We start from the raw sequence: 18678 nt of genomic DNA, 5'->3' as shown, positions 1-18678 counted from the left end.
ACTAGCTACTTTGCCGTATCTATATTTGCGTTGTGAACGCAAGAAAGCCCGTTGAGAAGGGGCGCCGGACCCAGCGCGAGTTACGCGCCGACTGTCATGCGGCCGTCATCGCCGAGGCCGCCGAGGCGGGGGTGGCGCGGTTGGCGATGGAGGGAGTCGCGCGTCGCGCGGGTGTGGCCAAGACTTCGCTCTACCGGCATTGGCCGACAGTCGAGGACTTGCTGATCGAGGCCCTGGCGCAGGCGTATCCGGTCGAAGTTCCGTCCCCCACGGGCGGCAACCTGCGCGGCGACCTGCTGCGCGCACTGGAGCAGTTGACGGAGTGGCTGTCCGCGCCGACCGGAGCAGCCGCCGCTGCCGTCCTCGCGGAACGGCAGCGGCGGCCCGACCTGGTCGAGGCGCTCTACCACAATGTCTTCGACCTGCGTGGCGGCCGATTCACCCGGACGGTGCTCGACCATTACGCGTCACTGGGGCAGATCGACTCCGCGCTGATCACACCGATCGTGAGCGATATCGGCGAGGCGCTGGTGATCAAACATCAGATCGACACCGGACGGTGGCCCGACGAGCGCGTCCGGGCGGCCATCGTCGATCAAGCTCTCTTGCCTGCACTCGGATTCCCGCCTCCACAACAGAAGAGCACAACGAAATGACAAGCGCACCCGCGAATCCGGTTCGCATCGACTGGACCGCCACCACCGGCACCTCGCGCACCACACTGACAACGCACGTGTGGACCGCTCCGCCGCTGCGCCGGAATTCGCCGATCCACGACAAAGCCTTCGCCGCGCTGCGCGCGCTCGACGCCGACCTCGTTCGGTTCCTGCCGTGGTATTCCCACCCGCGCATCTCGGTCGCCGAGCTGACCCCGCCCACGGCGACCGAGACATTCTGGGATTTCCAGCTGCTCGATCCCCTGGTCGAGGACTTCATGGACGCCGCGGAAGGCCGGCCGGTCGTCGCGAATTTCGCGACCATTCCGGCCTGGATGTTCCGCACCGACGAGCCCGTGGCCGTAGCGGAGAACTGCGACGAGATCCATTGGGACTACGAGCGGGGCACCGAATTCCGCGATCCCACCTTCACCGAGGTGGCGGATTACTTCTACCGTGTCGCCAGTTGGTATATCGCGGGTGGGTTCACCGACGAACTGGGGCGTCCCCACGAGTCGGGGCATCATTACCGCTTCGCCTATTGGGAAGTCCTGTGCGAGCCGGACCTCGGGCACCGGATCGGACCGGAGGCCTACACGAGACTCTATGACGCGGTCGTGGAACGTCTTCGCCCGCTGGATCCCGAGATGAAATTCGTCGGATTGTCGCTGAGCCACATCCACCGCAATCCCGAGTACTACTGGAATTTCCTGGATCCGGCCAATCATCGTCCCGGCGTTCCGGTCGACGCTTTCTCCTACCACTTCTACGCCCAGCCGGACATCGTCAATCCGTTCGGGCCGGAGGGCAACGCGCCGGCCGCGCACTTGCGCGACATCTTCTTCGCGCGAGCGGATGGTTTCCTGGACCAGGCACGGTTCATCGAAGGTATCCGGCGCAGGCTCGCGCCGGACGCGGCGACGTTCATCAACGAGATCGGCACGTTCCCGGCCGACCTCATGAATCCGAGCCCGGAGATTCCCGATGATTACTGGGCACTCAGCGCCGCGGTGCAGTCCTACCTCTGGGCCGAGCTGGTCGCGCTCGGGGTCGACTTGGTCGGCATCGCCGAATTCATGGACTACCCCGGCATGATCCCCGGCACATCGCTGATCGACTGGGAGACCGGCGCCCCGAACCTGCGTTACGAAGCCCTGGCCTTATTGCTGCGGCATTTCGGCCCGGGCGATCAGCTGGCCGCGACCAGCACCGCCTACCCCGATCCACGCTTTCACGCACGAGCTTTCGTCACCGCTTCCGGCAGACGAAAGCTTCTGCTGGTCAATAAGTTCGACGCACCCCTGACGGTCACCATCGCGACGTCCGTACCGATTTCTGTCGAGCAGGTGGGGTTCGATGGTTTGCGAGCCGCACCGCTCGGCGAGCCCGTTGTGGCGATCGACGGCTTCGCCACCGCTGTCATCGATTTCTGAGGCAGCGATCCGCGCGGCGCGATCGCGCCGCGCGGACCGCTCGGAGCTACTTCGCGGCGGCTCGGGCGATCAACTCGCAGACCACGTCGGGAGCCGACACCGAGACCGCGTGCGAGGCCGAGACCTCGACGACATCGGCGCCCGCCCGCTGCGCCATGAACCGCTGCGCTTCCACCGGAATGTTCTTGTCCTCGCTGGTGAGCAGCGCGAACGACCGGATATCCCGCCACGCGGTTGCGGTGGCGGGCTGTTGCAGGGCGTCGAGGGCGACCGGCCGCTGGGTCGCGGCCATCAGCTCGCCGGTGGCGGCGGGCACGTCGGCGGCGAACTGCCGGTGGAATTCCTCCTGCCGGATGTAGAGCTCGGTGCCGGTGCCCCCGCCCGGAAGCGGGTAGGCCGCGGCCCGGGTGGTCGGCCCGAGCGTCGATCCGGGGAACTTGTCGGTCAATTGCAGCGCGCTCTCGCCTTCGTCGGGAATGAAAGCGGCGATGTAGACGAGCGCTTCGACATTGCTCTTCCCGGCGGCGGCAACCGTGATGACGCTCCCGCCGTAGGAATGGCCGACCAGAACGCACGGCCCTTCCACGGTGTCGAGGACCGAGGCAACATAGGCGGCGTCACTGTCGAGGCCGCGCAACGGATTGGCGGCCGCGATGACGGAATGTCCTTGTGCGCGCAACCGTTCGATGACCCCGTTCCAGCTGGAGGAGTCGGCGAACGCGCCGTGGACAAGCACGATGGTCGGGCTGGTGGGCTCGGTGCTCACGAGTGTGATTCCTCCGAATCGGATCGTCGGGTACGGCTCAGGCGGGGTACAGGGCGGACCGCAAAGTCGCGACGGCCTGCGCCACCGCCGCCTTGGCGGCATGGGTGTCGTGCAGCGAGTTGACCATCACGAAGTCGTGCACGATCCCGCCGTAGCGCACCTGGGTGACGGGCACGCCCGCGGCGCGCAACTTGCCCGCGAAGGCTTCGCCCTCGTCGCGCAGCACATCGGCCTCGGCGGTGATGACCAGCGCGGGCGGCAGCCCGGCCAGCTGTTCGGTGGTCGCGCGCAGCGGGGACACCGTGATCTGCGCGCGCTCGTCCGCACTGGTGGTGTACTGATCCCAGAACCACTTCATGCCCTCGCGGGTGAGGAAGTACCCCTCGGCGAACTGCTCGTAGGAGCCCGTGTCGAAATTGGCGTCGGTCACCGGGTAGAACAGCACCTGCTGAACGAAGGAGACATCGCCGCGCTCCTTGGCCATCAGGGTCAGCGCGATGGCCATGTTGCCGCCGACCGAGTCGCCCGCGATCGCGATGCGGGACGAATCGAGGCCCTTCTCGGCGCCGTGGGTGGTGACCCATTGGGCGACGCGGTAGGACTGCTCGTTGGCCACCGGGTAGCGCACGTCCGGAGACCGGTCGTACTCGGGGAACACGACGGCCGCGTTCGTGCCGACGGCGAGATCGCGCACCAGGCGGTCGTGCGTGTGCGCGTCGCCGAACACCCATCCCGCGCCGTGGGTGTAGACGATCACCGGCAATGTCCCGGTAGCGCCCTGCGGCTTGACGATCCGAACCCGCACCGAGCCGGTCGGCCCGCCCTCGACGGTGATCCACTCCTCGTCGATCTCGGGCTTGAAGATCGGCGAGTCCTGCACGCCGTCCACCGCTTTGCGGCCCTCTTCGGGCGGGAGCTGGTAGAGGAACGGCGGCTGTGCGGTCGCGTCGACGAACTCCTGCGCCGCGGGTTCGAGCGAGATGCCCAGCGGGTTTCCTGACATGATCGTGCCTCTCTGATAGGGGTGTGGGAACTGCGGTGGCTCAGGCCGACGCGGCGATCGCGTCGGTGATGACGGCCGCGACTTCGCCGGGGTGGGTCTGCATGACCAGGTGTGGTCCATCGATCTCCACGACCGCGCGGAATCCGGCTCGCCGATAGCCGAATCGCTCGACCTCGGGATTGATGGTTCGGTCGGCGCTGGACACGATGCCCCAGGCCGGTTTGGTCTTCCACGCGGCCGCCGAGGCGGGCTCGTTGAACGCGATGGCGGACAACGGCCGTTGCGAGACCGCGAGCACCGCGGCCTTCGCCGCGTCGAGGCCCGCGGCGAAAACCTCCGGGAAGGCGCTGATCTCGACCGAGACGTCCGTGCCGGGCTCGGTGCCCTCGATCGGGTACGGCGCGTAGACGAGGTTGGCCGCCAGGTCGGAGTCCGGGAACCCGCCCTGCAACTGACCGAGGCTCTCGCCCTCCTCGAGGGCGTAGCCGGACACGTAGACCAAGCCCACGACGTTGTCGGCGACGCCAGCGACGGTGATGACGGCCCCGCCGTAGGAGTGCCCGGCCAGCAGCACGGGGCCGTCGATCCGCTCCACGAACGACCTGATGTAGGCCGCGTCCGCCGCGAGGCTGCGATTGAACACCGGGGGAACCAGCACGCGATGGCCCTGGCCGAGCAGCCGTTCGGTGACCGGGGACCAGCTCGAGGCATCGGCGAAAGCGCCGTGCACCAGAACGATGGTCGGACTTGCCGGGGCGGACATAGCGTTCCTTTCTCCAGCGCACGACGAGTGGCGCTGTGGCCGACCCAGTCTCGGCCGGACACCCATGCGCGCGCCCCTCCGCACGGGCCACAAATGCCTCTGATCAGGACACGGCCTGCTCCATCACCGGCTCCGCCCTGGCGGTCGACCGGAAGCGTTGCTGGTATTTGCTCGGGGAGACGCCCAGGCGCGCCACGAACGCGCGGCGCAACGCCTCGCTGGTGCCGTATCCCGCGGCCATCGCGGTCTCCGTCACGCTGTACCCGGCGTGCAGCATGTCCCGGGCCGTGCCGAAGCGGATGAACGCGACGTACTCCGCGGGGGAGCGTTCGAGTTCCGCCCGGAACAGCCGGGTCAGATGCCGGACGCTGACCCGCGCGTGCGCGGCGAGGGTCTGCACGGTGTGCGGGTAGGCCGGATCCGCGCAGATCAAGTCCACGACTCCGCGCACCAGCGGGCTGCGCGGCACGGGTCCGCTCAGCGACGCGGAGAACTGGGATTGCCCTCCCGCGCGCTGCATGTAGACCACCAGCGCCTGCGCCACGTTCCGCGCGACGTCGGCGCCGTGGTCCTCTTCGACGAGGGCCAGTGCGAGATCGACGCCCGCCGCGACCCCGGCCGAGCTGTAGAGGTTGCCGTCCCGCACGAAGATGGCGTCGGGGTCCACCTCGATGGACGGGTAGCGCCGCGCGAGGTCGGCCGCGAATTTCCAGTGCGTGCTCGCGCGTCTGCCGTCGAACAGGCCCAGTTCGGCCAGCACGAACGCGCCACTGCAGATGGATGCCAACCGCCGCGTGTTGCAGGACAGGTGCCGTGCGGCCGCCAGCACCGCCGGCGTCACGAATTTGCCCGGCGGCAGCTCGCTTCCCGGGATCACCACCGTGTCGAAACGGCCCGCCTCGGCGGCCGCGCAGCTCACCTCGACCCGCGCGCCGATCGAGGTCTGGGCGTCCTTGCCATCGGCCGAGACCAGGACCACCTCGTACCCCGCCACCGATTGATTCGCCTCTACGAACACCTCCGCGGGCCCCACGAAGTCGAGCATCTTCACGCCGTCGAAGACCAGAATGCCCACCCGTTTGCTGGGCGAGGCGGCGAAGTTGTGGGACATGTCAACAGTATTGTGGAGGCGAGCCTCCAGAACAAGTGATGTGCCGGACCTCGCACACCGATTGGTACGGTGAGCGCATGGGACGGCCGCGACAGTTCGACGAATCGAGCCTGCTCGACGCCGCGACCGAGCTGTTCTGGTCGAAGGGTTTCGACAGCACGTCGGTGGAAGACGTCTCGCTGGCGACCGGCGTCGGGAACGGGAGCATCTACGCCGCCTACGGCAGCAAGCGCGGCCTGTTCTTGGCGGCGTTCGAACGCTATTGCGAGCGCCGCGCGCGTCTGGTCCGCGAGGCCATCGGTTCGGCGGGCGGTTCGGCGCGCTCCGCGGTGCGCGCGCTGTACCAGGCGATCATCGAAGACTGTGCCGCGCAGCCGGATCGGCGCGGGTGTCTGATGATCAACAGCATCGCCCAGCTCGCCACCCGGATCCCCGAAGTCGCCGGCATCGGGACCCGGACCACCACGGCCATGGAGCAGGGCGTCGCCGACCGGCTGCGCCCCGCCATGCACGACGCCGGAGCCGGCGACGAAGCCACGCTCTCGGCCGTCAGCGCCAATGTCGTGATGGTCGCCCAGGGCCTGATCCAATTGAGCCGTTTGGGGTTTCCCCCGCAGCGCTTGCACGAGATCGCCGACGTGTCTTGTGCGGCGCTGCCGCAGGCTTGGGCCGATCAGCCTGTGCGCTGACCGGGTCCAGGGCGCCGACCACCGACGCGCACGCCGGTACGCGCACCGTGCCAACGTCGCGGGTCAGGGCGGCGTACCGGCCGCGCGGCCGTTCGTGACGCGGAGCAGGTCGAGCTTCCCCGCGTCGTCGCTTCCGTCCGCCGCCGTGTAGGTGACCATGCGAAGGTCGGCGCCTGGAACGACGAGGACGTCGCAGTCGAGGGTGATGTCGCCGACCTCGGGGTGCCGGATCGTCTTCCGGTCGGACGTGTGCTTGGACGCGGTCGCCGTCGTCCAGAGCTGCGCGAAAGCGCCGGACGCGGTGCGAAGATCCCGCACGAGGCGATCGAGCCCGGCGTCGGCGGGATACCGGGACACCGCGTCCTTCAGATCGGCGACGATCGACGCCGCGAACGCGCCTTCCGCGCGGTCGGACCGGAAGGGACGGACCGAAGCCCGCGCCGCGCCGGTGCCGAAAACGGCACGCGCGAGGTTGCGCTCGGTGGCGGGGACCGTCGAGGGGTCGCCGTGCAGGGCGCTCCACATGCCGTTCCACCACACGAGTGTCCAGTCGGCGGCGAACACCCCGATCGGGACGTCGCCGAGACGCGCGGTGAGCCGTTGGACGCCAGGGGGCACGTGCGTGCCGATCGTTCCGTCCTGCGGCGGCAGCAGACCGGCCTTGCGGTACAGCTCGTCGCGCTCGCTCCGGGACAGCTGCAGAGCCCGCGCGAGCGCGCCGACCACCTGCGCCGACGGATTGCGGGCGCGACCTTGCTCCAAGCGCAGGATGTAGTCGACCGACAGCCCGGCGAGCTGCGCGAGCTCCTCACGGCGCAGTCCCGGGGCACGCCGGCCGGCCGTCACCGGGAAGCCGGCGTCGACGGGCGACAGGCGGTCGCGCCAGGCGTGCAGCAGCGCGCCGAAATCGGAACGAGAACGAGCCACGCCTCCATTCTGTCTGCCGCGCGCCGCGGCCGCCTGGGTACCGGCAGTCCTGGTGACGGGCACGGCACTGGTAGCCGACAGCCAGGGCGACGACCATCGAAGACGACCGATCGGGCCCACAGTGCAGGAGGTTCCATGCCGTCGACCATCGTGATGACGGGGGCGAGTCGCGGGATCGGCCGCGTCGCCGCGGAGCGCATCCTCCGCGCGTCACCGCAGGCGCATCTCGTCGTCGCCGCCCGCGGCTCCACCGGCGCACGACTGGCCGCCGAACTGGGCGCCGGCGGGCAGCGGGTGTCGCACGTCGAGGTCGACCTCGGCGCACCGGACAGCGTGCGTTCGGCCGTGGCCGAGATCCGCGGCAGGCTCGACCGGGACGAGCTGCCGCCGCTGCGCGGTTTCGTGGGCAACGCGGGAATGCAGTACACGAACGCGCTCACCGAGGGGCCCGGCGGATTCGAGTCCACCTTCGCCGTCAACGTGCTCGCCAACCATCTGTTCATCCGCCTGCTCGAGGATCGCTTCGACGCCCCGGCCCGGATCGTGATCACCGTGAGCGACACCCACTTCGGCGACTTGCGGCACAACTTGGGTATGGTGCCCGGCCCGGTCTGGCAGCCCCCGGACGTCCTCGCTCGCCCAGGCGCGTTTCCCGAGCCGCGTACCACCGCCGCCGGACGCACCGCGTACTCGACGAGCAAACTCGCCGCCATCTACCTCGTGCACGAGTACGCACGCCGCCTGCGGTCCGGGATCGAGGTCATCGGCTTCAACCCGGGGTTCGTCCCCGGCACCGGCCTCGCCCGCAACGCGGGTCCGGCGTCCCGGTTCGCGATGCGCCGCATCCTGCCGGTGCTCACCCTCACGCCGTTCGCGACCAGCCGCGCGGCCGCCGGGCGCTACCTCGCCGACGTCGTCGTCGGCGCCACCGCCGCGCCGACCGGCGCCTACGTCGACCGCGGCCGGGTGGACCGCTCGTCGGAGGAGTCGTACGACCCGCGGCGCGAAGCCGAACTCTGGGACGCCCTCGAGCGTTTCATCGCGCCCTACGCCCTCTGATCGGGGGAGCGCCGCGCTGCGCAGACAGGCTTTCAGCGCGGCGGATTCACGTGGGCGTCCATGGGACCCCCTTTGCTCGATCCCGCGTGGGCGGAACCGGCCGCGTGGTCCGCGATGAGCCGGCGCACGTCGTCCGAGCCCGGAAGCCGGAACTGCTCCATCAGCGTCAACGCGGACGACCAATACGCGCGTGCGGGTTTCGAACGTCCGAGCAGTGCCGCCGCGCTACCCAGACCGCGTAAGGCCCGTGCTTCCTCGATGCGGCTGCCGCAAGCCCGTGCCGTTCGCCGCGCCGCGCCGAACCGCGCCGACGCGTCGGCCGGATCGCTGTGCAGATGTAGCTCGCCGAGGCAGTTGAGCGCCATGCTCATGTCGAGGTCCAGACCGAGCGCGTCGAATTCGGCGATCGCGGGTTCGAGGTGCTCGGCGGCTTCCTCGGCCTGGTTCAGCGCGGCCAGCGAGCAGCCGATCTCACGCATCATGATGGCGGCGTTGCGGCGCATGCCGTGCCGCCGATAGACCGCCAGCGCGGCGCGTGCCTGCTCGACCGCCTCGCTGTACTGCCCGCGCAAGTAATGGATCCAGGCTTGGTGTCCCCGCGTATGACTGGCGCCGATGTCGTCGCCCAATTCGGTGAGCAGGGCCAGCGCGTGCCGATAGTGCCGGGAGGCGTCGTCGAGGTCGTGGCGCATGGCGAAGGCCAGACCGAGATTGTTGGAGGTGGTCGCCTCCCACCAGCGGTCGTGCGAGCGGCGAGCGCACTCGAGCGCGTCCTCATGGGTCGCTATCCAGGGGTCGCAGCGGCGGGTGTGGAAGAAGTAGCCGCGCAGGATGTGCGCCAGGTGGCATGCGTATTCGTCATGTCGATGCGCCCGGGCGGCACGGGCGAGGGCGACCAGGGTGGTCTCTTCGGCGTCGAGCCATTCCAGCGCAGCGGCGGGGTCGGTGAACCGCGCGGCGACCTCGTCGCCGATCTCTCCGGGCAGTGGCACCCGGTTGCGATGCGGTGCGATCAGCGCGTCGGCGGCGTCGGCGGTTCGGAGGTAGAGCGCGAGGACCCGCCGTAACGCCGCGCCGCGTTCGGCGTCGGAGAGTGCGGTGGCTTCGTCGGCGGACAACTCGCGCAGCAGATCGTGGATGCCGTAGCCCTCGCCGTCTCCGGCGACGAGAAGATGCCGGTCCCAGAGGGCGTCGAGCTGTTGCCTGCCCTGGCGTACGGATGTGCCCGCCAGCGCGGCGGCTACTTCGGGGGTGTACCGCCGGCCCGGGTGCACCGACAGCAGCCGGAACAAGTGGCGCTCGGATTCACCGAGTTCCGCCAGTGCCGTACGCAGAACCGTGGCGACACTGCGGTCCCCGTCGGAGAAGGTGTCGATGCCTTCGGCATGGGCGGTGAGATGCTCGAGCACGCCGCGGAACCCGAGGTGCGGTTTGCGGCGGTACATACTCGCCGCGATGTGAATGGCCAGGGGCAGATCGCCGCATCGTTCGACGATCTGCTCGACCTCCTCGACGGGGACAGGGTCGTCGTCGGGTACGGCGTTCGGCGTGGCGGTCTGCCGCAACAGGTCTCGGGCGTCGGCACGGGGCAGCGGATCCAGGTCGATATGGACCGCGGCATCGACGGAGGCGAGCCGATGGCGCGTGCTGACGATCACCGCGCAGCCGGCCTCGGACGGAAGCACGGACATGACCTGATCACTGTGCCGCACGTTGTCCAGCACCAGCAGGATGCGTTTGCCCCGGGTGCGCCCGCGATACAGCGCGGCCCGATCCGCGAGCCCCACCGGCATCGCCTTGGCGTCGACCCGCAGATGCCGCAGCAGCCATTCCAGCAGGTCCTCCGGGCGCGTCGGGCTGACACCGGTCGTGTCTCCGCCCAGATCGCGGTAGACGCATCCGTCCGTGAAGACGGGCATCAGCTGGTGGGCGGCGTGCAATGCGAGTGCGGTCTTGCCGACCCCGGCCATACCCCGAATCAGGCAGATCCGCGCGGAATTCCGGTGCGCCTCGTCCCCCGCGAGCACCGCGAGCATCTCGGCGAGCTGAGACGCGCGGCCGACGAGCCTGGGCGCGGGCGGCAAGCCCAGCTCGGCCAGTGACACGGGCTGTGCCGCGCTATGCGCCTTCGGCGCGGGCGCTTGCGCGAGCAGGGCACCGCCGGTGGCCAGTTCGCGCTCACAGGAGGCGATGAAATTCGGGGAGACCGGTCGCTGTCCGGCCTCGATGCGGCTGATCACCGACTTGTCGCAATGAACGAGATTGCCGAGCTCGGCCTGCGACATGCCGCGAAACTCGCGCCACCGCCGGAGTTCCCGGCCGAAGGCTCGTCTGCTCGCGGCCGGGCCCGCTGCGTCGGCTGCCTCTCGCGGACCGCGGTGTGGCGGGTGGTTCGGCGGGGTTGCGGGTTGCGATCCGACCGCCATCACGCAACCCCTCCCTTATCGGATCAGCCGACTGGAAACTGGCAAACGCCAGGCGCATCAATTGTCGCGAACCGCGCTGCCGCAGCCAAGAGACGAAGGCGAGAGAACCGGTGCCCCAGATAATGACCATTCGCCGTCGGCACGATACGACGACACGGGATGATACCGACGGCAACTATCAGAGCTTGTCGTGCCCTTCCCTCGTCCTGCCGCTCACGTCGGTGCTGCCGGAGCCCGCGACGGGCATCGTCCGGCCGCGCAATCCCGAGCTGTCGCCGGTCGCCGCGCGACTGCGCGCGCTCACGCGACGGCTGCGCGAGCAGATGCCCACTCCGTCCGCCGTCTCGGCGGAATTGGCCGCCGCCGGAGCCGAGCTGGGCGCGCTGATGCCGGCCGGCGTTCCGGTGGTCGCCCAGGTGGAGACCACATCCGAAGTCGAGGGAAGCATCGACTACGACCACTACTTCGGATTCGTGCGGGTGGCCGAATTGCCTCGCGACGTGCTGGCCGCGCAGATCGTGGTCACCGGCGCGGCGGTGCTGGCCGAGATGTCCACCGCCCCGATCGCCCTGGACGAGAGCATCAGCGCGCTCGACGCGATCGGCGAGATGCTGGGGTGGTGCGCGACCACGTCGGTGGCCGTGCGCGAGACGGCGTCCCGCGTCGCGGGCAAGCCGTTCGCCGATGCCTCCGTCGAGGTGCGAGCGGAATACCGCTGGATCATCGGGCATCACCTGTTCAACCTGTCGACTGTCTTCTGTCTCGCGGAGATTCAGCGTGCGCAAGCGCGTGCGGTGGCCGGGGACGACGGCGCGACCGCCGATGCCCTTCTGGCCGCCGCGCGCTACTTGCGGGCGACCACTGCCGCGATGTGGTTCGCCGGCGCCTTTCCCGCGGAGCTCTATCTGCGGCACGTCCGCCCCTCGATGGCCGTGCTCAGTGGACGCGAGACCGGCTTCTCCGGCACGCAGAACCTGGACTACCACCGGCTGCGCCGGGCGATCGATGGCTTGCGCATCGCGCTGGCCGCTACGCCGGTTCGCGAATCGACGGTGGTGCGGGCCGCGCACGCCGTATTCACCGAAATCGAGATCCAGGACGTCGAACACCACATCCTCATCGCGGCCGCCAAGGTCGGGGGAACCGAACCCTCGTTGCTCTCGCACGCGAATCGCGCCGAGCTGCCGAGTCACGTGGACTTGGTGCCCGCCGTGGAGGTGCTCCGTGACCTCGCCGAACAGCGCAGGGCGAACCGGGAGTACGAAGCGTGAACGCCTCCGGTGAGCCCCTCGAGTTCGATCCTGATTCCGTTCGCCGCGCACCTCGATCGGTCTGGCACGACACGTTCCAGGCGACCGTGAACGGACGCCAGTACGCCATCTTCCGTAGCGGCGGGAAGTCCTTCGCCGTCGCGCGGTTCTGCCCGCACAAGGGTGCCGACCTCGCCCGCCGCGGCCTGCCGGATTTCGGCCTCGGCGTCGTCACCTGCCTGGCCCATGCGCATGCCTACCGGCTCTCCGACGGCGGGTGCACGAGAGCCGATACCTGCAAGGTCCTCCCGGTATTCCCGGTGGACCCGACCCTGCCCACCGCAACAGATCTGGAGGAAACCACGTGAACACCGAGAATCCGACGCCGCACTTCCTCGGCAAGACCATCCGCTATGCCGTCGACGACGCCGTGTTCGAGCGGCATCCGTCCTACCGGGTCGGCGTCCTCGTCGCCCGCAACGTCCGCAACGGCGAGTCCCAGCCACCGCTGGTCGCGGCGTTGCAGCGAGCCTGCGCGGACCTGCGGGAATCCATCGATATCACCGCCGTCGCGGCCGATCACCGCATCCATCCCTGGCGAGAGGCATTCCGTGCCTTCGGAGCTCGGCCGAGCGACTTCCGGCCGTCGGTGGAGGCGCTGGCCCGCCGGGCGATCCGCGGCTCGCTGTCGTCCCTCGGCCGCCTCATCGACATCGGGACCGTCATCAGCCTGCGTCATCTCGTTCCCATCGGCGGCCATGCGCTCGACGACGTCGACGGCGACATCATGCTGCGTCTCGCGACCGGCGGCGAGACCTTCTCCGCCTTCGGTTCGACGACCTCGGAGCGGCCGATCGCCGGGGAGGTGATCCTCGCCGAGGGCAACACGGTCCTCACGCGCCGCTGGGTGTGGCGGCAGTCGGAGCACACGGCGATCAAGCCGGATTCGCGGAATCTGCTCTACAACGTGGATGTCCTGCCGGATCTGCCGGACGTGGACGCGATGGCGATCGCGGTCGAACTGGCGAAACTGGTCGCCGAATACGCCGGCGGCCAAGTGGCGATCGATCTGCTCGACGCGACCCACAGATCGACCACGCTGACCTTCTGACCGTCGCCGTGGGAGGCGCCGGTATCGCGGTTCCGGCGTCAGCGGAACAGGGCCGGATCGCCCCACGCGAGAGCGGGCAACTTGGAGCGGCGGCCGCCGACGAGCATCGCGCCCGCCAGCATCGGGCCGGCCACGGTATCGGGCCGATACGCGAGGAGCCGCAACCGGAGGACGCCGGTCACTTCGTACCGGATGTGGCTCGGGTCGCCGTGCGTCGCCCGGACCTGCTTCTGCGGGTCGTCGTCGAGGAAGACCTGGAAGTAGCCGATCTGGCCTGCGTCCTCGGCATCATCGAGGACGCCGACCGTCGCCTCGAAGAAGCGGAATTCCCGGCCCAGGTTGTACTCGATCGCGCTGCGTGGATCACCGCAGAACATCGAGCAGCGGTGCACGATGCTGGCGCCGTAGTGTTCGCCGTTCAAGTCCGCGCTGCCGAAATAGAGGTCGGGCCCGCGGGTGACCGGCTGCAGGGCGGCGGTGAGCAGTCGCTTTCTCGGGGGAGACGAGGTGGTGGTGGACGCGCTCGGTGCCCGCGTCCGGTTCGCGAAAGGCGAGCCGACGAACCGGGCGCGCGGCGGCATCGGGTGCTTCGGTATGCCGGTGAACGCGATCAGCAGATCGGCGATGCCCTCGAGCGTGAACTCGTCCACTTCGTATCGAGTGGTCGAATGCGCGGCCAGAAAGGTGGGAATTTCCTCCACGGATCGTCCCGGCAACACCACCGGGAGCACGCGCCTGGTTTCTTTCCGTAAGTTCCTGGTGAGATTGTCCCGGATGATAGCGGCCTCGAACTGGGCTCCGCGCCCTTCGTCGGCCGGTGCCGCGCCGTCCGCGCGACGTTTGTATTCGGGTGAGGCGATGATCAGAATGAAGTCGGCTCCGGTGAGCTGGTCGATGGCCCACAGTGACCAATCGCGCCGCCCGTCGTCATACCAGACGTCCAGGTGTGCGTCCACGCCGGCCGTTTCGCGGAGGAATGTGCAGAACTGTCGCACCGACTCTTTGTGCTCGTCCGAATCGTGTGAATAGGAAACGAACACCCGGGGTGCGGCCGGGTCGCCGTCGGGCGCGGTATCGACCGCCTGGCCGTCCGTGCTCATCCGAGCACCTCCTCATCGAAGTTCCTGCGCGCGACCCGAACTCGTGCCCGCGGAATCGCGGCCCGGCGATAGGGCGTGTCCGCGCTCGACGAGAATAACTCGGGACGTCCGTGCCCGGCGGCGCCGGGGGCGGTATTTCCAGGCAGACCATACCCCGGAAATAAACAGACCGCTCCGGATGTGCTTCGTCTAGCGAATTTTTTGCCGGAAAGGGGCGGCAAAGGCGGGTCGATACCCGGGTGACCACGTGGAACACAATCGACTTCGAAGCGGTATCCATCGTTTGTTCAGAAATCTAAAAAAGCGAAATGATGAGGATCGGTCCGCGTCGCTCTATGATTTGCCCCGGCGAGCGCTTTTCGGCTGCTCCCCGTTCAGTCGACAAAGCTGGAGTCTTCGTGAACTTCGTCAAAGAAAAGCCTGTGTGGGTTGCCGTATTCGGTGTCGTCGCCCTCGTGGTAGTCGGGCTCGCTAATCTCGACGGCGCGTTGTCGTTCGTCGACCGGATCCGCGGTGATGAACCGTCCGCGCTGCCACCGGCCACCACGACAACGCCTCGGGTGCCCGCGATCGCACCATCGGCGACGAATACCCCGCAGCCCACGTCGACCACGTCGTCGGCCGCGGCGACCTCGACCTCCACCGTCCGGCCGTCCCCGTCGGCGACGTCGGCCGCCTTTGCTCCCTCCAGCGACGGGTGGTACGACCTGGTGGAGTATCAATCGGTCAGCTGGGCGAACGGATTCGACCCGGTCGATCCCATCCGGATCGGCGCAATGTCCTTTCCGAGCAGCATCGTGGGGTACTACCCTTCCAGCGCTTCCGATCCGATGAATCGGGCCACGTGGACGATCGGCGGGCAGTGCGATCGGTTCTCGGTCTGGATCGGCAAGGATTCTGATTCACCGTCGTCCACCGGGGTCGGGCGATTCGTCGTGCGGGTCGACGACCAGGACGCGTTCACCACCGAGAAGTCGATGACCGATCCGGCCGAAGAAGTGAATCTCGACATCTCGGGGAAGATCCGCCTGACCCTGTTCGACGCTCGGCGCTCGCAGGACGCGAAGAACGCGTGGGGCCGTCCGCGGGTCCATTGCTCCGCACCGCCCGGGCGGAAACGCTAGTTCGTCCCGGTCTGGACGTTCGCCACCCGTCTCAGAGGTAGGGGAAGCAGTCGATATCGCGGTGCGTGAAGCACGGCTGCTCGACCGGTCGCAGCCAGCGGGCAGGGACTCGGAGTGGTTCCACCTCGGGCAGGCGCACCGGCCGGTCCTCGCCGTCGAACAAGGTCCCGCGCACTCGGAACATACCGACCGGCAAACCGAGATCCTGGGCTTGTTCGGGGGTCAGCACCACCGCGATGCGCGAGTTCGCGGTGATCCGCAAGCCTTCGACGGTGATCGGATCGCTGGTGTGATCGATGCCGGTGACGGTGAGCCGGAACCGGCCGCCGCGCAGCCAGGACCATGCCCAAGTGAGGGAGCCCGGCTGGTCGCAGTCGGGGTACCGACTGCGTGGCAGGCGCTGCGGGACCAGCACCATATAGGTGCACCCGACCTCGATATCGCGGGTCCGCATACCTTTCAGCGTGACCGCGGCACCGGCTCCTCGCAAGAAAACCGGCAAATCATGCGTGCTACCTCGGGGCGGAGCCGAAGGTCGCTTTGCCGCCGATCCGTCCGAGGGCGGAGTTCCGCAGGTGCGATCGGGCCGCCTTCCATCGGCTCAGCACGGGAGCGAGGGGGCGCGGGTCGACGCCGTCGAGAACCTCGGTGAGCAGGCGGATGGGCTCGGCGCACGAGTCGTAGCGCTCACCGGGGTCCTTCGCAAGCGACCGATGCAGGATCACGTCGACTTCGGGCGGGATCCAGCGGTGGCGGGCGGCCAGCCGAGGAGGCGGTTCGTGCAGCTGCGCCTCGGCGGTGGCCATGAGGCTCGCCCGGGAGAACGGCGTGTGGCCGGTGAGCAACTCGACGGCCGAACAAGCCAGCGCGTACTGGTCGGTCGCGGAGGACACCGTGTCCGCTCGCAGCAGTTCCGGCGCGGCGTAGGGCACGGACACGACGACGAACCCGTGGCTGGCCAACGGCGGCTCGGGCCGGTGCAACCATCGGGCCGAATCGAAATCGGAGATCTTCACCGTCGCCGGTTCGTCCGTGCCGACCAGAACGTTCGCCGGTTTCACGTCGAGATGGACCACTCCGTTGGCGTGCGCGAAGTCCAACCCCGCCGCGACGTGGGTCAGCACGTGGAGCACCTGCCGCAGGTCCGGGCGCCGACGCGGCGACGGCACCAAGGTCGACACCGTCGCGCCTGCCACGTACTCGTGGGCCGACCACAACCTGCCGTCGGTTTCGCCGTGCGTGTACATCCGCACGATGTCGGGGTGCCGCAGCGCCGACAAGATGTCGAACTCGTGCACGAATCGAGCGCGGGCCTCGGGCGACCGGCTGTCCTCCGGTCCCAGGATCTTCAGCGACACCAGTCGCGACCATTCCGGGTCCTCGGCCAGGTACACCTCGCTGCTGCCCCCGTGTCCCAGCCGGGCTCGCACGACGAATCCCGCAAACTGGTCACCTGGTTCGAGCGGCACCGCCCCACCATAGTGCGCCGACCTCGGCCGTACGCCGCTGTTCGCTTTCGTTGTGCCCAACGGCACTGCGTCGTCGGGGGAGTTACCGGATGGCGCCCGCCGTTCGATGACGGGCAGCCCGTCGGCCTGACGGTCGTGACCCGTCAGGCCGGCGGGCGGAATCGGTCGAGCGTCAGACGAGGGTGACCTTCAAGGTGTAACCGGCCGCCCCGCCGTCGGCGGAGGAGACGACGATCTGGTAGTCGTTGCCGTCGGCGACGAGGTCGGCGTGCGGGACCTCGTTCGCGACCTGCGGCCCGATCAGCGGAGCCACCGAGACGCGGGCGTTGCCGCTCACGTCGAAGCTCAGGCGCTGTCCCGGCGCCGTGGCGATGGAGTAGCTGTCGGACTTGCCCTGCGCGACGTTGCCGGTGGCTTCGGTGCTGTTCTGGCCCGGAGCGATCTGCAGGCGTTGCACCACGCCGGGAACCCCGGGAATGCCGGGTGCGGCCTGGGCCGTCGAGACCCCTCCGGCCGCGGTGAAGCTGACGACGGCGAGCACCGCGGGCACGGTACCCACCAACGAACGAAACAGTCGAGATGCGGTCATGGGCATCATCTTTCCTCAGCACGCCCGCGAGAACGCATGCGGCTGCGAAAAACCGGTGGGCGCGTCCGCTGCTCGCGTCGTCTTCGGCGACGAATTCTGTCGGTGCCTCGTGCCAAACTGACGATGTAGTCGCCTGGCCAGAGGAGAACGAAGTGGCCGCCATTGATGACCGCCCCGAGGTGAGACTGGTCGCGCATTGCCGTCGTTGTCACGGTTGGCTGCTGTCCCCGCAATCGGTCGCGGAGGGGATCGGACCGACGTGCGCGATTCGGGAGCGCGCGGAGCTGCGCGCCGAATCCGCACGGCAGCCGCGCGAGTTGACCTTGTTCGACGTCGCGGCGTGAACCGACTGCTGCGGTGAATCAGGTTGTCGCCACGAGGATCTGCTCTGATTCGGCCGGGCGCAGGCCGTCGGTGCGCTCGGCGAAGTAGCGGGCGGTCAGCTCGGCGGAGGAGATGTGCCGGACTGCGGCGAACCCGGCGTCTCGGGCCAGCCGCACCATTTCGCCGGGCCGGAAGAAGCTGAGGAACGGCGTGCCGGATCGGCGGGCGCCCTCTTCGGCGAACCGGCGCATGCGCTGCTCATCGTGGTCGACGAGTTCGAGCGGCAGCAGGAACGTGGTGGCCAGGGTGGAGCCCGGCGCGAGTGTCGACAGTCGCCGCAGCGTCGCGATGTTCGCCTCGCGGGTCAGGTACATCGAGACACCGGCGGAGGCGACCAACGCCGGGCGAGTGGGGTCGAACCCTGCTTCGATCAGCCGCTGCCACCATGCGTCCACCTCGAAGTCGACCGGCACCAACCGCAGCCACGGCGGTATGCCGAACCCGAGTTCGGTGAGCCGCCGCCGTTTCCATGCCTGCGGGTCGGGCTGATCGACCTCGAAAATGGTGAATCGAGCGGCGAACTCGGGCCTGCGCTGCGCGAAGGTGTCCAGCCCAGCGCCGAGTACGACGTACTGATCCACGCCGCGCTCGGCCTGGTCGGCGAGGAGATCCTCGAGAAACCGTGCGCGTGCGACTATTCCGGCGCGCATCGGTGCGGTGCTGCGCGGCTCCATGTCCGGGCGCTCCCGCCAGCCGTCCTCCGGCGCGGCCAGGCGCAGGCCGACGTGGTCGTCGAACACGTGCGGGGGCGCGTCGTCCAGGACGTGCATCGCGCGCCACAGTGCTACCCGGACCGCGGTGCTGTCCGGGGCGATGGT

At 68.8% G+C, this 18678-nt stretch carries 20 protein-coding genes; 9 read left to right on the top strand and 11 right to left on the bottom strand.

Annotated elements, in window-relative coordinates; all coding sequences use genetic code 11:
- Window positions 1–32 precede the first annotated feature (32 nt).
- On the top strand, window positions 33–656 hold the full coding sequence (locus ABZ552_RS27905; protein WP_281916825.1) for a TetR/AcrR family transcriptional regulator: 624 nt from the start codon (window positions 33–35) through the stop codon (window positions 654–656).
- Entirely contained in the window at window positions 653–2089 is a 1437-nt protein-coding gene (locus tag ABZ552_RS27900) for a hypothetical protein (RefSeq protein ID WP_281916826.1), read from the top strand. Before ABZ552_RS27905 ends, ABZ552_RS27900 begins: the two co-directional genes overlap by 4 nt.
- Window positions 2090–2135: 46 nt before the next feature.
- Here the strand turns inward: ABZ552_RS27900 and ABZ552_RS27895 are convergent, their stop codons facing one another.
- The 4 genes from ABZ552_RS27895 to ABZ552_RS27880 all read right to left on the bottom strand — a co-directional run bounded on the left by ABZ552_RS27895 (window position 2136) and on the right by ABZ552_RS27880 (window position 5732).
- Entirely contained in the window at window positions 2136–2855 is a 720-nt protein-coding gene (locus tag ABZ552_RS27895) for an alpha/beta hydrolase (protein ID WP_281875101.1), read from the bottom strand.
- Window positions 2856–2892: 37 nt separating this feature from the next.
- Complete coding sequence (locus ABZ552_RS27890; protein WP_357440811.1) at window positions 2893–3858, bottom strand: alpha/beta hydrolase; 966 nt, start codon at window positions 3856–3858, stop codon at window positions 2893–2895.
- A gap of 40 nt (window positions 3859–3898) precedes the next feature.
- Complete coding sequence (locus ABZ552_RS27885; RefSeq protein ID WP_357440808.1) at window positions 3899–4621, bottom strand: alpha/beta hydrolase; 723 nt, start codon at window positions 4619–4621, stop codon at window positions 3899–3901.
- 103 nt (window positions 4622–4724) lie between these two features.
- Window positions 4725–5732, bottom strand: coding sequence for a GlxA family transcriptional regulator (locus tag ABZ552_RS27880; protein ID WP_281875098.1), 1008 nt, complete (start codon window positions 5730–5732; stop codon window positions 4725–4727).
- 77 nt (window positions 5733–5809) lie between these two features.
- Between ABZ552_RS27880 and ABZ552_RS27875 the strand changes: the two genes are divergently transcribed.
- Window positions 5810–6421 (top strand): TetR/AcrR family transcriptional regulator, encoded by a 612-nt coding sequence (locus tag ABZ552_RS27875; RefSeq protein ID WP_357440805.1) that lies wholly within the window; start codon window positions 5810–5812, stop codon window positions 6419–6421.
- A gap of 63 nt (window positions 6422–6484) precedes the next feature.
- Here the strand turns inward: ABZ552_RS27875 and ABZ552_RS27870 are convergent, their stop codons facing one another.
- Complete coding sequence (locus ABZ552_RS27870) at window positions 6485–7348, bottom strand: helix-turn-helix transcriptional regulator (protein WP_281916830.1); 864 nt, start codon at window positions 7346–7348, stop codon at window positions 6485–6487.
- Between the two features lie 135 nt (window positions 7349–7483).
- On the opposite strand from ABZ552_RS27870, the gene ABZ552_RS27865 reads away from it, so the two are divergent.
- Window positions 7484–8407: an SDR family NAD(P)-dependent oxidoreductase gene (locus ABZ552_RS27865; RefSeq protein WP_357440801.1), complete on the top strand. Its 924-nt coding sequence runs from the start codon at window positions 7484–7486 to the stop codon at window positions 8405–8407.
- 32 nt (window positions 8408–8439) lie between these two features.
- Here the strand turns inward: ABZ552_RS27865 and ABZ552_RS27860 are convergent, their stop codons facing one another.
- Window positions 8440–10833 carry a tetratricopeptide repeat protein gene (locus ABZ552_RS27860; protein ID WP_357440799.1) on the bottom strand — a complete coding sequence of 798 codons (2394 nt, stop codon included), beginning with the start codon at window positions 10831–10833 and terminating at the stop codon, window positions 8440–8442.
- Between the two features lie 185 nt (window positions 10834–11018).
- Here ABZ552_RS27860 and ABZ552_RS27855 point away from each other — a divergent pair, with 185 nt between their 5' ends.
- From ABZ552_RS27855 to ABZ552_RS27845, 3 genes are read left to right on the top strand one after another with little or no spacing between them, the layout of a single operon-like run.
- Window positions 11019–12104: a hypothetical protein gene (locus ABZ552_RS27855; RefSeq protein WP_357440796.1), complete on the top strand. Its 1086-nt coding sequence runs from the start codon at window positions 11019–11021 to the stop codon at window positions 12102–12104.
- Window positions 12101–12451 (top strand): Rieske 2Fe-2S domain-containing protein, encoded by a 351-nt coding sequence (locus tag ABZ552_RS27850; protein WP_357440793.1) that lies wholly within the window; start codon window positions 12101–12103, stop codon window positions 12449–12451. The genes ABZ552_RS27855 and ABZ552_RS27850 overlap by 4 nt, the downstream gene beginning before the upstream one ends.
- Complete coding sequence (locus ABZ552_RS27845) at window positions 12448–13194, top strand: phenylalanine--tRNA ligase beta subunit-related protein (RefSeq protein WP_357440790.1); 747 nt, start codon at window positions 12448–12450, stop codon at window positions 13192–13194. Before ABZ552_RS27850 ends, ABZ552_RS27845 begins: the two co-directional genes overlap by 4 nt.
- A gap of 38 nt (window positions 13195–13232) precedes the next feature.
- On the opposite strand, the gene ABZ552_RS27840 is transcribed toward ABZ552_RS27845, so the two are convergent.
- Window positions 13233–14294 carry an SEFIR domain-containing protein gene (locus ABZ552_RS27840; protein WP_357440787.1) on the bottom strand — a complete coding sequence of 354 codons (1062 nt, stop codon included), beginning with the start codon at window positions 14292–14294 and terminating at the stop codon, window positions 13233–13235.
- Window positions 14295–14692: 398 nt separating this feature from the next.
- Between ABZ552_RS27840 and ABZ552_RS27835 the strand changes: the two genes are divergently transcribed.
- A complete protein-coding gene (locus ABZ552_RS27835; RefSeq protein ID WP_281875088.1) occupies window positions 14693–15418 on the top strand; it encodes an NPCBM/NEW2 domain-containing protein in 726 nt (241 codons plus the stop codon).
- Between the two features lie 31 nt (window positions 15419–15449).
- Here ABZ552_RS27835 and ABZ552_RS27830 read toward each other — a convergent pair whose 3' ends face one another.
- The 3 genes from ABZ552_RS27830 to ABZ552_RS27820 all read right to left on the bottom strand — a co-directional run bounded on the left by ABZ552_RS27830 (window position 15450) and on the right by ABZ552_RS27820 (window position 17476).
- Complete coding sequence (locus tag ABZ552_RS27830) at window positions 15450–15872, bottom strand: hypothetical protein (protein WP_281875087.1); 423 nt, start codon at window positions 15870–15872, stop codon at window positions 15450–15452.
- A 58-nt stretch (window positions 15873–15930) separates the two neighbouring features.
- Window positions 15931–16887, bottom strand: coding sequence for a serine/threonine-protein kinase (locus ABZ552_RS27825; RefSeq protein WP_357440782.1), 957 nt, complete (start codon window positions 16885–16887; stop codon window positions 15931–15933).
- 172 nt (window positions 16888–17059) lie between these two features.
- Window positions 17060–17476: a hypothetical protein gene (locus ABZ552_RS27820; RefSeq protein ID WP_281875085.1), complete on the bottom strand. Its 417-nt coding sequence runs from the start codon at window positions 17474–17476 to the stop codon at window positions 17060–17062.
- A 152-nt stretch (window positions 17477–17628) separates the two neighbouring features.
- Between ABZ552_RS27820 and ABZ552_RS27815 the strand changes: the two genes are divergently transcribed.
- Window positions 17629–17820 carry a DUF6011 domain-containing protein gene (locus ABZ552_RS27815; protein WP_281875084.1) on the top strand — a complete coding sequence of 64 codons (192 nt, stop codon included), beginning with the start codon at window positions 17629–17631 and terminating at the stop codon, window positions 17818–17820.
- Between the two features lie 18 nt (window positions 17821–17838).
- Here ABZ552_RS27815 and ABZ552_RS27810 read toward each other — a convergent pair whose 3' ends face one another.
- Window positions 17839–18675 (bottom strand): class I SAM-dependent methyltransferase, encoded by an 837-nt coding sequence (locus ABZ552_RS27810; protein ID WP_357440933.1) that lies wholly within the window; start codon window positions 18673–18675, stop codon window positions 17839–17841.
- Window positions 18676–18678 lie beyond the last annotated feature (3 nt).

It is taken from the genome of Nocardia sp. NPDC019219, from assembly GCF_040632645.1.
Taxonomy (GTDB): domain Bacteria; phylum Actinomycetota; class Actinomycetes; order Mycobacteriales; family Mycobacteriaceae; genus Nocardia; species Nocardia sputorum.
This window is presented reverse-complemented; position numbering and strand designations above follow the sequence as displayed.